General features: G+C 60.7%; 13 protein-coding genes and 2 tRNA genes. All 15 read left to right on the forward strand.

Annotated features, from left to right (window positions below; translation table 11 throughout):
• Positions 1-271: 271 nt before the first annotated feature.
• The 15 genes from Q4B98_RS01210 (at position 272) to Q4B98_RS01280 (ending at position 13,332) form a co-directional block, all read left to right on the forward strand.
• Entirely contained in the window at positions 272-2,917 is a 2,646-nt protein-coding gene (locus tag Q4B98_RS01210; RefSeq protein ID WP_303195556.1) for an Rne/Rng family ribonuclease, read from the forward strand.
• A 158-nt stretch (positions 2,918-3,075) separates the two neighbouring features.
• A complete protein-coding gene (gene rplU, locus Q4B98_RS01215) occupies positions 3,076-3,384 on the forward strand; it encodes a 50S ribosomal protein L21 (RefSeq protein ID WP_303195558.1) in 309 nt (102 codons plus the stop codon).
• An 11-nt stretch (positions 3,385-3,395) separates the two neighbouring features.
• Positions 3,396-3,665: a 50S ribosomal protein L27 gene (gene rpmA / locus Q4B98_RS01220; RefSeq protein ID WP_303194870.1), complete on the forward strand. Its 270-nt coding sequence runs from the start codon at positions 3,396-3,398 to the stop codon at positions 3,663-3,665.
• Positions 3,666-3,885: 220 nt separating this feature from the next.
• Positions 3,886-4,506, forward strand: coding sequence for a hypothetical protein (locus tag Q4B98_RS01225; protein ID WP_303195559.1), 621 nt, complete (start codon positions 3,886-3,888; stop codon positions 4,504-4,506).
• A gap of 102 nt (positions 4,507-4,608) precedes the next feature.
• Positions 4,609-5,220 carry a TetR/AcrR family transcriptional regulator gene (locus Q4B98_RS01230; RefSeq protein ID WP_303194871.1) on the forward strand — a complete coding sequence of 204 codons (612 nt, stop codon included), beginning with the start codon at positions 4,609-4,611 and terminating at the stop codon, positions 5,218-5,220.
• Between the two features lie 66 nt (positions 5,221-5,286).
• A complete protein-coding gene (locus tag Q4B98_RS01235) occupies positions 5,287-7,068 on the forward strand; it encodes an MDR family MFS transporter (protein WP_303194872.1) in 1,782 nt (593 codons plus the stop codon).
• A gap of 100 nt (positions 7,069-7,168) precedes the next feature.
• The gene (gene obgE / locus Q4B98_RS01240; RefSeq protein WP_303194873.1) at positions 7,169-8,686 is read left to right on the forward strand and encodes a GTPase ObgE; all 1,518 of its coding nucleotides are present in this window, start codon (positions 7,169-7,171) and stop codon (positions 8,684-8,686) included.
• Positions 8,679-9,806: a glutamate 5-kinase gene (gene proB, locus Q4B98_RS01245; protein WP_303194875.1), complete on the forward strand. Its 1,128-nt coding sequence runs from the start codon at positions 8,679-8,681 to the stop codon at positions 9,804-9,806. The genes obgE and proB overlap by 8 nt, the downstream gene beginning before the upstream one ends.
• Before the next feature lie 50 nt (positions 9,807-9,856).
• Positions 9,857-11,104 (forward strand): glutamate-5-semialdehyde dehydrogenase, encoded by a 1,248-nt coding sequence (locus tag Q4B98_RS01250; protein ID WP_303194877.1) that lies wholly within the window; start codon positions 9,857-9,859, stop codon positions 11,102-11,104.
• Positions 11,105-11,151: 47 nt separating this feature from the next.
• Positions 11,152-11,274, forward strand: coding sequence for a hypothetical protein (locus Q4B98_RS01255; protein ID WP_303194879.1), 123 nt, complete (start codon positions 11,152-11,154; stop codon positions 11,272-11,274).
• Positions 11,274-11,939, forward strand: coding sequence for a nicotinate-nucleotide adenylyltransferase (nadD, locus tag Q4B98_RS01260; RefSeq protein WP_303194881.1), 666 nt, complete (start codon positions 11,274-11,276; stop codon positions 11,937-11,939). The genes Q4B98_RS01255 and nadD overlap by 1 nt, the downstream gene beginning before the upstream one ends.
• Positions 11,936-12,322 carry a ribosome silencing factor gene (gene rsfS, locus Q4B98_RS01265; RefSeq protein ID WP_303194883.1) on the forward strand — a complete coding sequence of 129 codons (387 nt, stop codon included), beginning with the start codon at positions 11,936-11,938 and terminating at the stop codon, positions 12,320-12,322. The genes nadD and rsfS overlap by 4 nt, the downstream gene beginning before the upstream one ends.
• Positions 12,319-12,951 carry a histidine phosphatase family protein gene (locus Q4B98_RS01270; RefSeq protein WP_303194884.1) on the forward strand — a complete coding sequence of 211 codons (633 nt, stop codon included), beginning with the start codon at positions 12,319-12,321 and terminating at the stop codon, positions 12,949-12,951. The genes rsfS and Q4B98_RS01270 overlap by 4 nt, the downstream gene beginning before the upstream one ends.
• A 163-nt stretch (positions 12,952-13,114) precedes the next feature.
• Positions 13,115-13,190: transfer RNA gene (locus Q4B98_RS01275), tRNA-Ala, on the forward strand.
• Positions 13,191-13,256: 66 nt separating this feature from the next.
• A tRNA-Ala gene (locus Q4B98_RS01280) sits at positions 13,257-13,332 on the forward strand.
• Positions 13,333-13,814 lie beyond the last annotated feature (482 nt).

The following is a 13,814-nucleotide window of genomic DNA, read 5'->3' on the forward strand; positions in this document are numbered from 1 at the left end:
GGGGACTCGAGGGTTCACCGCAAGCTTTGGCCCATGCCGGGAGATGACGTCGCCATTACAGGGCGAGACGGTTTACACGTGTGCGGAAAGGATTTCCGCAGGTTCGTACCCGGGTGGGCACGGACCGTGCCGAAAGGCTAAGGAGAGCACAGTGCTCGACGAGACTAACAACACCACATCGGATTCCGACGAGAATTCCACCGTTGAGATTTCCGCTTCTCGACACCATCGGGCCGTTTCCCGTCCGGCCGGGGCTCCTGCCCAGGTTGAGATGAGCAGCGCCCCGGTGACGATTACCGCCGCTGGTACCGGTAGTTCTGTTATTACCTCTGATACTGAGGTATCAGATCTTCCGCGCCCCCCAATGGGACGCCGTCGCAAGGCGGCCAAGGCCGAGACTTCCACGGGCGAGAAAACCCAGGTACAGCGGAAGGCTGGCAACTCTGTCGAGGCACAGACTAAGGACGCGACTTCTGAGGTGGCGACGACCTCCCAGACCGAGAAGCCGCGTCGCACTCGGACTCGTCGCGGTTCTGCTACGAAGTCCACCCGAACTAGGAAAGCTCGTTCGACCAGCGAGGATGAGACGTTGGTGGAGTCTGCGTCGAACGACACTGCCGAATCCACCACCGACCGTAAGACTCGCCGTGGCGCATCCGAGACTGCCCCATCTGTTGCGGCTGGGCGTGGAACCACCCAACATCGCCGTGCCACCCGTCGTTCTCGGACTGTTACCAAGTCTGAGGGCGCTGGTGGGGACGCGGCGTCGAGCAAGGTCGTCAACGATGACAACAGCAGCAAGGACAAAGGATCGGATGGCGATCCCATCGACGCTGCCTTGGCCAAGGCTAAAGCTCGGACTCGCAGCCGCAAGGTTGAGGGCACTCTGGCAAATCCGTTCGGATTTAAAGACGGTGAGGAGCGTTCTGCCAGTGACATCCTCGACTCTCTGGCTGCCGAGATCGGCGGGGGAGAGGCTGCGATGCCGAAGAAGCGTCGTCGTCGCGCCACTCGTCCTTCCGAAGCTGGAAAACACGCCGAGAAAACTGAGGAAACCCCTCAGACCGAGCCGGAGAAGGACCGCAAGGACTCCGGTAAGGGGTCCGATGATGACACCACGGAGCCGGTCGAGGAGAAGCTGACCGCCGAGGACAACTCTTCCGAAGAGGACGGTCAGAACCGTCGTCGCCGTCGCCGTGGTGGACGTCGTCGTCGCAGCAGCGAGGACCATGAGGACACCTCGGTGGAGGATGAGTCGGGGGACAACACCGACAATGGTTCGGAGTCCAGCAATGGTTCGGAGTCCAACAACTCCGACACCACTCACCGTCGCCGTCGTCGCCGCCGCCGTCGTGGCGAGGACATCAGTGGTTCTGACGACGATCCCAGCGAGGTGGTCATCAAGGTTCGCGAGCCACGCTCACATCAGTCGGTGACTGACGAGGTCACCGGTATCGAGGGTTCTACCCGGGTGGAAGCCAAGAGGCAGCGACGTCGTGAGGGGCGTGCCGCCGGTCGTCGCCGCAGCGCTGTCATCACTGACGCAGAGTTCTTGGCCCGTCGTGAGTCGGTGAATCGTAAGATGGTCGTCCGCCAGTCCGACGATTACTCCCAGTTGGCAGTGCTGGAGGACGGGGTCCTGGTCGAACACTATGTTGACCGCGCCTCGGCGGCTTCCTCCATCGGCAACATTTACCTGGGCAAGGTCCAGAATGTCTTGCCTTCGATGGAGGCTGCCTTCGTCGACATCGGCCGTGGCCGTAACGCTGTTCTGTACGCCGGCGAGGTCGACTGGGCCAAGTACGGTAAAGAGGGCGAGGACAAGCGCATTGAACACGCGTTGAAGTCCGGAGACCAAGTTTTGGTGCAGGTCACGAAGGACCCAGTGGGTGCCAAGGGTGCTCGCCTGACCAGCCACATTTCGCTGCCCGGACGCTTCGTCGTGTATTCACCGGGCGGCCACCTTTCGGGCATTTCCCGCAAGCTCGCTGACTCTGAGCGCAAGCGTCTCAAGAAGATCGTCGAAAACAACATCCCCACGGATGCCTCTGTCATCGTGCGCACTGCCGCAGAAGGGGCCACCGAGGAGGATTTGGTCCGTGACATCAACCGTCTCAAGGCTCAGTGGGAGGTTATCGAGCGCAAGGTCAGCACCAGCCGGGCTCCGCTCATGTTGTACTCCGAGCCAGATCTGACGGTGCGTATTATCCGTGACCTGTTCACTGCTGATTTTTCCGAGCTGGTGATCGCCGGCAATGGCGGTCCGGATGACGCCTACGACACCATCAAGGCCTATGTTGACCACGTTGCCCCGGAAATGGCCTCGCGGCTAACTCATTGGGAGGACGCTGACAAGGACCCCTTCGCTGAGTATCGGATTGACGAGCAGATAGCGAAAGCTCTGGAGCGTAAGGTTTACCTGCCTTCGGGTGGGTCCCTGGTTATCGACCGCACTGAGGCCATGACTGTCATCGACGTCAACACCGGTAAGTTCACTGGGTCTGCTGGCAACCTCGAGGCCACTGTCACCGCCAACAACTTGGAGGCGGCTGAGGAGATCGTCCGTCAGCTGCGCCTGCGTGACATTGGCGGGATTATCGTCATCGATTTCATTGACATGGTGTTGCCGACGAACCGTGAGCTGTTAGTGCGTCGTCTCACTGAGTGCTTGGGCCGGGATCGCACCCGCCATCAGGTCGCCGAGGTGACGTCGCTGGGTTTGGTCCAGATGACCCGTAAGAAGATTGGCACCGGCCTGGCTGAGGCCTTCACCGAGGAGTGCGAGGCCTGTGGTGGTCGTGGCTACCACCGCTTTGACAAGCCGGTGGATTCCCAGGCTCCGGCTGATGGCGGCGAGCGTTCCAAGGGTCGGGGGCGCGGTCGCAGAAGCTCCTCAAGTAAGTCCCATTCCAAGTGAGGACAGGCCCATATGAAGGTGGTGGATGGTCGTTTTGACCGTCCACCACGGCAAATGTAAAATAGGCAGCCGGTCCGACGTGAGTCGTCGGTCAGGTTTGCCCGGGGCCGATGGTTCCGGCCCCGGAAAAGTACGACAAGAACGAGAGTAGGTCAGGCGTGTACGCGATTGTGCGTAGTGGCGGCCGCCAGCACAAGGTGGCAGTGGGTGACGTCGTCGAGATTGACAGGGTCGCCGACGAAGCGGGCAGCAGTATCGAGCTGACTCCGCTCCTCGTGGTTGATGGCAAGTCCGTCACCTCCGATAAGGACGCGCTCGGAAAGGTCAAGGTCACCGCTGAGGTTCTCGGCGAGACCAAGGGCCCGAAGATCCGCATCCTCAAGTACAAGAACAAGACCGGCTACAAGAAGCGCCAGGGGCACCGTCAGAAGTACACCCAGGTCAAGGTCACCGGAATCGAAGGCTGAGGTAGACAGACATGGCACACAAGAAGGGCGCGTCTTCTTCGCGCAATGGTCGTGACTCGAACGCTCAGCGTCTTGGCGTGAAGCGTTTCGGCGGTCAGCTGGTCAATGCTGGCGAGATCATCGTTCGTCAGCGCGGTACTCATTTTCATCCCGGCGACGGGGTTGGTCGCGGTGGCGATGACACCCTCTTCGCTCTGCGTGCGGGCAATGTCGAGTTTGGCACCCGTCGTGGCCGCAAGGTCGTCAACGTGACCCCTGTGGAGGTCCCAGTCGAGGCCTGAATCCCCACGGCATAGATGTTGGTCGGCCCCCGCCATTGAGGTGGGGGCCGACCTGCGTCTGGAAAGAATGCGTGAGCACAACAGAACCTTCTGTCTGCTCACGATGCAGCGTTGTCTGGAGGGGGAGTTACGACTGTCGTCAGACCCTCGCAACGACTGTGGTCGTCAGTGTGTTGGGATCACTGGAAGTGACGATATGGCGACCTACTCTCAAAAGTTGATGGTTATTGACCCTGTCATGATGGGAGATCAGAAAACCATGGACAATCGGACGCTTAGCGAGGACGAGAGGTGGCTCTATCGGATCGAGTCCGGGTCGGACGCGCCAACCCTGGTGTCGACGGGGTCGCTACCGAAGATCACCGCACCGATTCGTCCTTCTCGTCGTGCTGCTCATGCTCACACACCTCAGCACCACGGGCAGAAGGCGGAGCCTCGACAGCGCTGGCCACGGCTATATGAGGTGGCTGCTGGCGCGTGCGCCTCGGCGGTCGCGACCGGAGTCGTGGGAGGCCTGGGAATCGGCGGAACGATGATTGGCGCTGCTGTCACCAGTCTCGTCATTGCCCTGGGAGGCGCCGTCTTCACGCGGTGGTTTTCCCGAACCCATAACAGTGTGTCCGGGGCCCGTCAGCGACGAGGGATGTGGACTCGGATGGTCACAGTGGCTCTCGTCGTGAGCGTGCTTACCGTTGTCGTCGGAGTGCTGTGGTTGGCACCCTCAGCAGGCCAAGAAGTCGGATCGTGGGTACATCGGGCCACTGGCTCGCTGCAGCAGTGGCAGGAATCAGCGCAACGCGCCTGGCCATACCTCAAAGCTGCCTGGCACGCCCTGAGGTGACCTCCTTCTCACGCCCTCGTTCACTGAGGGCGTGAGTTTGTGTGCACTCAGTGCAGGTTCTGCACTTGATGTAAAAACTGCACTCGGTGCATAATTAAGCAAGTGACTTCACCAACAGCAATCCGCACTCAAGGCGTCATTCGCCGTGCCGCGATGGAATTGGCGGTTGAGAAGCCGGTGGACGAGGTCACGGTCGACGACATCGCTCAACGTGCCGGAGTGTCGCGACGCACCGTGTTCAATCATTTTCCGTCCAAGTACGACGTCTACCTGCCTCCAGTGGTCGCCTACCCGAAGGAGGCCCTCGAGGCTTTTGCGACAGACACCTCGACCTCGCTGGCCGACGCCATTGGCACTCTGCTTGATGCCAGATGGCAGAACTCCGATGTCAGCCTTGACGATTTGCGCGAACTCATGAGGATCAACGGGGAGAGCACCGAGCTTCGGATGGCCCTCAAGGAAAACGTTGAATGCGAACGTGCCGCCCTTACCACGGCCGCAGCTCGCCGACTGGACCGCTCTGAGGACTCTCTGGAAGTCGTTGCTCTCGTGGGCACCATCCAGGCCATAGAACGCTCCGCGTTCCAGGCGGTGATGGTTCACGTCGGGGCGAGTTCTGCCGAGGTAGTCACCACCCTTGACCGTCTTATTGAGGTCTGGATCAAGCTGTGCGCTGTATTGGCTGGTTACCCGGTGCCAGCTTCGGACCCATGATCCGGCTACTGACAATTCATGACCTGCGCGGCAACGCGCTCCCGTTCAACAACAGAAAGCTGCTATATGACCGCAACCGCTGCCTCTCCCGAGATCGTCAAATTCAAGCCAGACCGCCGGTTCTGGGTTGTCTACGTCTGTCTCATGCTGGTGATGTTCCTGTCGTCTCTGTATCAGACGATTGTTGCCACTGCGCTTCCGACCATCGTCGGTGAGTTGTCCGGCGTACAGCACATGGCCTGGGTCATCACCGCGTACACCCTGGCTGTCACCGTGGGTATGCCCCTTTATGGCAGGCTTTCTGACCTCATCGGTCGAAAGGCCCTCTACCTCACCGCTATTGGTCTGTTTCTGCTGGGGTCTGCCCTGTGTGGCACTGCTGGCACCATGATTACCTTCATCCTCTTCCGCTTCATACAGGGCCTGGGCGGCGGTGGCCTCATCATCTTGTCCCAGGCCATCACCGGTGACATCATCCCGCCGCGCGTTCGTGCCGTCTACATGTCTCCGATGGGCGCGTTGTTCGGGGTCTCGTCGGTGCTTGGCCCGCTGCTGGGCGGTTGGGTCACCGATTCGATTTCGTGGCGCTGGGTGTTCTGGATCGCGTTGCCTCTAGGTATCGCGGCGTGGGTTGCCTGCTTCTTTGCTCTCAAGCTGCCCAAGCATGAGCTGACGACGAAGATCGATTGGCTTGGCCTCGCGCTGATGGATATCGGTGCCGTGGCCATCGTGCTGCTGGCTACCTGGGGCGGTTCCCAGTACGACTGGCTGTCCTGGCAGATCATCAGCCTGGGGGTTGTGGCCGTCTTGGCGTGGGGCCTGCTACCCGTCGTGGAGCGTCGGGTCCAAGACCCGGTCCTGCCGCTGGAGCTGTTCCGCAACCGCACCTTCATCGTCACGACGATCATCGGCATGCTCGCTATGGGTGCCATGTTCGGTATGTTGGCCTATCTGCCGACATATGTTCAGATGACCTATGGCTATTCCGCGACGGTATCCGGTCTGCTGCTTATCCCGATGACCATCGGTATGTTGTTATCCTCGACAATCATCGGTTTTCTAACCTCGAAGATCGGCCGCTACCGTATGTTCATCATCGCCGGCCCGATCATTGTGGCCGTCGCCATGGTGATGATGTCAGCCCTGAACCAGAACTCCTCGGTGGTGTGGGTCATGGTCGACACCTTCATTCTTGGTATAGGCATGGGTATGTTCATGCAGCTGCTTGTTATGGCAGTGCAGAATGACGTGCGCCCGACCTTGCTGGGAACGGCTACCAGCCACAACAACTTCTTCCGGCAAATCGGAGTGTGCCTGGGTTCCTCCCTCCTTGGTGTGGCTTTCACCACGCGGCTGAGCAACCGGGTCACCGACCTGTTCACCTCCCTGGCCACCAGCAAGGACCCGGTCGTTCTCAAGATGCTGGGTTCGATGAGTTCACAAGGCGACGCTTCGGCCTCCCTGACGCCGGGTGCTGTCAGCCAGATGCCTGATGTGATCCGAGAGGGGATCGTCCAGGCTTATGTCCACTCTCTGACCCCGTTGTTCCTGTGGATGGCACCGATCGTTGCGGTAGCCGGCTTGCTGGCCTTCCTACTTAAGGACGTGCCGCTGTCCCAGCAGACGGGTATTCAGATGCGCGCCGCATCCGAAACTACCCAGACGGTTCCGGCAGCCTCCGGGGAGGCTGAGGAGATGTCGTCTGAGGATACTCACGCGGAGGACGCCAAGAAAGAGGACGCCGAGAAAGAGGACGCTGACAAGCCGCGACACACTACAAATGCCGCGAAACCTGAGGCTGCCCCGCCACGTCGAGCCGCTGGACCGCAACAACCGGCCCAGGCCTGACAGGGTGAGACGCGCTACCTGAACGGGGTGGCGCGTCTCGGCGTCTAAACTTGTGATCCCGTGGATCAGAGGGTCCGACCCCATCTTTGAGGAGCAGAACATGGCCATCCCGTCCTTCGTGGACCGCGCGACGCTGACCGCCGTGGCGGGCAAGGGGGGACACGGCTGCGCCTCCGTCAAGCGGGAAAAGTTCAAGCCGTTGGGTGGGCCTGATGGTGGCAATGGCGGTCATGGAGGGTCGGTGATCCTGCGCGTTGATCCCCAGGTGACGACACTCGTTGACTATCACTGGCAGTCCACTCGCAAAGCCACCAACGGTGAACCCGGACGCGGCGACAATCAAACCGGGGCGAATGGGGCCGACATCATTCTGGGTGTTCCAGATGGCACGGTCGTTTCTGACGCCAACTCCGGCGAGCTGCTCGGAGACCTCGTTGGGGTGGGAGCCGAGCTGGTTATCGCTGCCGGCGGCCGTGGTGGTTTGGGAAATGCCGCGCTGGCTAACTCGGCGCGGAAAGCTCCTGGTTTTGCCCTACTCGGCGAGGCTGGCGAGGAGCGCAAAGTTGTGCTCGAACTCAAAGTTGTCGCTGACATCGGTCTGGTGGGATTCCCCTCCGCCGGGAAGTCCAGCCTCATCGCTGCGATTTCGAGGGCCAAGCCGAAGATCGCCGATTACCCTTTCACCACCCTGGTGCCGAACCTGGGCGTGGTCGTCGCGGGGGAGACGACGTACACCGTTGCAGATGTGCCCGGCCTCATTCCCGGAGCCTCTCTAGGTAAAGGTCTCGGCTTCGATTTCCTGCGTCACATCGAGCGTTGTCGAGCCATCGTCCATGTCATCGACTGCGCCACCTACGAGCCGGGCCGAGACCCGCTCACTGATCTCGACGTCATTGAGGGGGAGCTGACTGCCCATGGCGGCCTGGAAGATCGTCCGCGTCTGGTAGTGCTCAACAAGGTTGATGTACCAGACGCCGCCGACCTGGCCGATATCGTCTTTGACGACGTTGCCAAGCGTGGCTGGCCGGTCTTCCGTGTGTCGACCAAGTCGGGGGAGGGGCTCAATTCTCTCAAGTTCGCCATGGCCGACCTGGTTGAGAAGGCTCGCGGACGTGAGCCTGAGCCTGAACCGGAGCGCATTGTCATTCGACCGAAGCCCAAGAACGAGGGTCCAGCCTTCTCCATCAAACGTCAGGGAGACGGCGAGGGTGGCTTCTTGTGGCGCGTGACCGGAGACAAACCGACTCGTTGGGTCGCCCAGACCGACTTCAACAACCCCGAAGCCGTCGGATACCTCTCGGATCGCCTCAATCGTCTCGGTGTTGAGGAGGAATTGCTGGCCATGGGCGCCATTGCAGGTGACGCCGTTGCTGTCGGTGGTGAGGACGCCGTCATCTTCGACTTCGCCCCGCAGATTGAATCCGGTGCCGAGCTGTTGTCTCGTCGCGGGGAGGATCAACGCCTGGAGACCGAGCGGCCTTCAGCCACCCGTCGCCGCGAGATGGATCGCCAATACCATCAAGCCCGCGAGAAGTACGGCCAGGTCGGCCGAGATCCGCGAGGAGAGTCGTGGCGTGCCCGTGCCGCCGAGGAGGAGTGGTTCGAGAGCCGTGACTGATGAGCGTCGAGCCATTTCCGAGGCCAGCATTATCGTTGTCAAGGTCGGGTCGTCCTCGCTGACCTTGCCCGGGGGAGGGATCGATGTCCGTCGCGTCGATGAGTTCGTCGACGTGCTCAGCGAGGGGGCAGCCGACGGTAAACGTGTTGTTTTGGTCAGCTCGGGGGCGATTGCGACCGGTTTTCCTGCGATGGGTATGACCCACCGCCCACGAACCTTGGCTGGCAAGCAGGCGGCAGCTTCGGTCGGACAAGGCATTTTGCTGGCGCACTACACATCGCGGTTTGCCAGCCACGGGCTGCGGGTGGGGCAGGTGCTGTTGACCGTCAATGATCTGGTCCGCCCCACCTCATATCGCAATGCGTGGTCCACCCTCGACACGCTGCTTGGGTTGGGAGTCGTGCCGATCGTCAATGAGAACGACACTGTTGCCACCGGGGAAATTAAGTTCGGCGACAATGACCGACTTGCCGCCCTCGTGGCTGAGTTGGTGCGGGCCCAGGCCTTGATGTTGTTGTCCGATGTCGATGCCCTTTACACCGCCCACCCGGATTCCCCGGACGCTCGACGTGTGGAGGTTGTCGAAGACATCGACGCTTTGCATGTCGACACTCACAAGGCCGGGTCTGGGGTCGGTACTGGTGGCATGACGACGAAGCTTGAAGCCGCGCGGATAGCCACCTGCGCCGGAATTCCGGTAGTGCTCGCGTCGGCTGCAGATGCCCGAGCTGCCTTGGGCGGGGCTGCCGTCGGTACATTCTTCCGCCCGACAGCTACGCGACGGTCCCGACGACTGCTGTGGCTGGCCGACGCTGCTACTCCGCAGGGCCAGATCGTCATTGACGAGGGGGCTGTCGAAGCCCTCACAACACGCCATTCCTCGTTGCTGGCGGTGGGCGTCACTCGGGTCCACGGAGATTTTCAGGCAGGAGATCCCGTGACGATTCTCGCCCCTGATGGCCGTGTCGTGGGCCGTGGAATTGCCCAGTTTTCTCATGACGAAGTGCGCGTCATGAGGGGACGGTCAAGTGCCTGGCTGGCCGCCGAGATGGGTCCAGCGGCCTCCCGCGAGATCATCCATCGCGACGCGATGGTGCTGACCCGTCGCCGCAAGAAGTAACTCATCGTCTGTGGTCATCATCGTGACGGTGACCACCACGCGAATACTATGTGGCCATGAGTTCGCGAGTCATGGAACAGGCCACAGCTGCCAGATCTGCCGTCACGGTGTTGCGTCGGTTGCGACGTACCGACAAAGACGACCTGCTGATGGCCATGGCCGCCGGGTTGCGCGACAACCTCGCTGACATTCTTGCCGCCAACCGTGCCGACGTCGATCGCGGCCGGAAAGCGGGGATGGACGCGGCTCTTGTTGACCGGCTGACTCTGACTCGCGAACGTGTCGAGGCAATGGCAGCCGGCCTGGAAGATGTTGCCCGTCTCGACGACCCCGTCGGTGAGGTCGTGCGTGGTTGGCACACTCCGCTGGGAGTCAAGATCGAGCAGGTTCGGGTGCCGATTGGCGTCATCGGGATCATCTATGAGGCTCGTCCGAATGTCACCTCTGACGCCGCTGGTATCTGCCTCAAGTCTGGCAATGCCTGTCTGCTGCGAGGGTCCTCGTCGGCCCTGGAGTCCAACCGGGCCGTCATCTCGTCGATGCGCTCCCGGTTGCCTGAGGACGTTCGCGAAGCAGTGCAGCTCGTGGAGGGTGGCCACGAGGTCACCGACGAGTTGATGGCTGCGCGCGGATATGTCGACTTGCTCATTCCGCGCGGTGGAGCTGGGCTGATTAACGCCGTCGTTTCCGGGGCAAAGGTGCCCGTCATCCAGACCGGAACTGGTAATTGCCATCTCGTCATCGATGTCAGTGCCGATGTGGAGATGGCAATCAGGATTGCCGTCAACGCCAAAACCCAGCGTCCGAGCGTGTGCAATGCCATCGAGACGGTGCTGGTACATCGGGGAATCGCCGATACTGCGGTGCCGCTGCTGGTCGACGCCATGAGTGATCGCGGAGTGACGGTGCATGGCGACGAGGACAGTATCCGGCTCGATCCTCGCATCGTTCCGGCGGCCCCCGACGAGTATGACAACGAATACCTGTCCCTGGATCTAGCGCTGCGTATCGTCGATGACGTGGAGGAGGCCGTCGACCACATCGCCAAGCACGGTTCGGGCCACTCTGAGACCATCGTCACCCGCTCGATCGCCTCCCAAGAATTCTTCACCTCAAGCGTTGACGCTGCGGCGGTCTTGGTGAATTGCTCTAGTCGATTCGTCGACGGCGGCGAGTTCGGGTTTGGTGCCGAGATCGGTATTTCCACCCAGAAACTTCACGCTCGCGGACCGATGGGTTTGCGCGAGATGACGACGACGACTTATGTACTGCGAGGGGACGGCCAGACCCGTCCTTGATCGGTTAACAGCCGTTGTTGGGTGGTTGTGGGATAGGCTGAGACGCCATGAGCATGGTTCCTCTTCTTATGGAGTCGTCGGCTGTAGTTGTCGGGATCTTGACGCTGCTGGTGCTGCTGATTGCGCTCGGTATTGTCCGTGGTATTGGCAAAGGTCGGCCGCATTCCTGATGCCAAGCGTTGAGTTGGGGCTGGCGCGGGTCCATAACGGACGCCGTTACCGGCTCGGGGTGATGGGCGGGACCTTCGACCCCATTCATCATGGACACCTCGTGGCAGCCTCGGAGGTTGCGGCAAGGTTCGACCTCGACGAGGTCGTCTTCGTGCCCACCGGCGTGCCCTGGCAGAAAAAGGGACGCAAAGTTTCGCAGGCCGAAGATCGGTACCTCATGACGGTCATTGCGACGGCTTCGAACCCATCGTTCTCGGTGTCGAGGGTCGACATTGACCGTCCAGGAGACACGTACACCGTCGATACGCTCAAGGATTTGCGCCGAGAGCGTGGCAGTGACGTTGACCTGTTCTTCATTACAGGTGCCGACGCGCTGAGTCACATCCTCACGTGGCGTGGGGCTGAGGAACTGTTTGATCTGGCGCATTTCATTGGGGTGTCACGTCCTGGGGTGCCGTTGGGAGCCAAGGATATTTCCCATTTGCCAGCCGAGAAGGTCACTCTTCTCGAGGTTCCAGCTATGGCTATTTCGTCGACCGATTGTCGTCAGCGGGTCGCAGAGAACATGCCGATCTGGTACCTGGTGCCTGACGGCATTGTGCAGTACATCAACAAGCGCGGCCTCTACCGCGACAACATCACGATCAATCCGGAGGATCATTGAGCGCCACCGAACAGGCCATCGAGCTCGCCCGTGTGGCGGCACACGCCGCCCTCGATAAGAAGGGTTTCGACATCGTTGCTCTCGACGTTTCAGAGCACCTCGCCATTACTGACATTTTCGTCGTCGTTTCGGCAGCCAGCGAACGCCAGGTGTCGGCTGTCGTCGACGCCATTGACAAGGCTATGCACGAGCACGGGGCTCACCGCGCCCGTCGCGAGGGGGCGCGCGAGAACCGTTGGGTGCTGCTCGACTATGTGGACATCGTGGTGCACGTGCAGCATCAGGAGGAACGCCAGCTGTACTCCTTGGAGAGGCTCTGGAAGGATTGTCCGGCCATTGATGTGCAGCTGCCTGAGGAACAGCTCGACTGGGACCAGATGTGACGACCCGTATCGTTCTGGTTCGACACGGCGAAACGGAATTCAACGCCGACGGACGGTTGCAAGGACAGCTGGACATTCCGCTTTCCCAGGTGGGGGTTGCTCAGGCTGAGGCGGTTGCACCGGTGATTGCTGGGATGAATCCGGTGGCGATAGTGTCCTCACCGTTGGTGCGTGCCCGGGCGACGGCTGAGACGATTGGTCGGGCTGCCGGGGTTGAGGTCGACGTTGATGATCGGCTTAAGGAGGTCGACGTCGGTAAGTGGGCGGGGGAGACTGTTCCCGATCTGCACCGCAACGATCCTGATTACACCCGATTGATGGCTTCTGGTGAGGATTTCCGCCGCTCTGACGGCGAGACCACCGCCGAGGTTGCTCAGAGGGTTATAGGGGCTGTCAAGGACGCGGTGGATGAGCACACGAGCGAGACAGTGTGCCTGGTGTCTCACGGGTTTGCTCTGCGGGCTGCTGTGGTGTGGTTGCTCGGTGGCGGGTATCCGGAGTTTTTGCGCTTCGGCGGGCTGGGGAACTGCTCGTGGACCGTGCTGGACCGGATTGGTTCCGGTGAGGCTGACCGACGCGGGATGGATGATCGGTGGCGGCTGAGGACGTATAACGCCACTGTGATGTGAGGGCATTGGTAGCGGTTTTGCGGGTCGGCTGAGTTCGTCCTGCTGGGTGGTTGCGGCTTTTCGATAGGAGTTGAGTTGGCGTAAGTGGGTAAGGTCCGGTAATGTTTAGCGGGTCGCCCGGGCAGTCGGGCGAATGCTGACGATGACCTTAAGGGTTGTTTTCGGGGCATTGGCGCAGTTGGTAGCGCGCTTCCATGGCATGGAAGAGGTCAGGGGTTCGAATCCCCTATGCTCCACCAGACAGGGTGCTCCGGTGCGGTGAATGCTGCGGCGGGGATCATGTCGAAGGCCTGACAAGGTCGCTTGGGGCATTGGCGCAGTTGGTAGCGCGCTTCCATGGCATGGAAGAGGTCAGGGGTTCGAATCCCCTATGCTCCACCACTAGGACGCTCATTTTGATACAAAGTGGGCGTTCTTTTTGTTTTGCCCGGACGGGCAGCGTTTTGGCTTGCCAGGGGTGGTTTCTGGGGGAGTGGCTGGCCGCTGGGTGGGTGCAGTGGGTGGTGCGTTGGCGCGCTCCGAGTGGTCAATCTCGGCTCCGGGAGACGTCTCGGAACGCCCCGACCCTAAGCGCGTCAAAATGTATGGGGCATCGTCAAAAAGTATCGGGCGTCGTCAAATTGTTCAGGGACTCCGTCAAAAGGTTTGGTGTGGGACGTTACCAGCGGAAAATTCTCTGGATTAGCACTCAAAAACTACACAAACTTACCGTTGCGCAATCCCTGCAGCAGGCGTCACTCCTAGATCAGGCACAAAACATACCGCCGATCATTAAAAGCAGCACGCTCACCACGAGGCCGATACACATCCTTCAACGCCAACCGACCAAGCCCCTCCACATACTCATCCCTCACAGAGCTCCA

The sequence above is a fragment of the Cutibacterium sp. genome (assembly GCF_030525615.1).
GTDB lineage: Bacteria > Actinomycetota > Actinomycetes > Propionibacteriales > Propionibacteriaceae > Cutibacterium.

Coding starts and splice junctions, on each gene's coding strand:
- Q4B98_RS01210 (WP_303195556.1), top strand. CDS start 272: ATGAGCAGCGCCCCGGTGACGATTACCGCCGCTGGTACCGGTAGTTCT.
- rpmA (WP_303194870.1), top strand. CDS start 3,396: ATGGCACACAAGAAGGGCGCGTCTTCTTCGCGCAATGGTCGTGACTCG.
- Q4B98_RS01225 (WP_303195559.1), top strand. CDS start 3,886: ATGGTTATTGACCCTGTCATGATGGGAGATCAGAAAACCATGGACAAT.
- Q4B98_RS01235 (WP_303194872.1), top strand. CDS start 5,287: ATGACCGCAACCGCTGCCTCTCCCGAGATCGTCAAATTCAAGCCAGAC.
- obgE (WP_303194873.1), top strand. CDS start 7,169: ATGGCCATCCCGTCCTTCGTGGACCGCGCGACGCTGACCGCCGTGGCG.
- Q4B98_RS01255 (WP_303194879.1), top strand. CDS start 11,152: ATGAGCATGGTTCCTCTTCTTATGGAGTCGTCGGCTGTAGTTGTCGGG.
- nadD (WP_303194881.1), top strand. CDS start 11,274: ATGCCAAGCGTTGAGTTGGGGCTGGCGCGGGTCCATAACGGACGCCGT.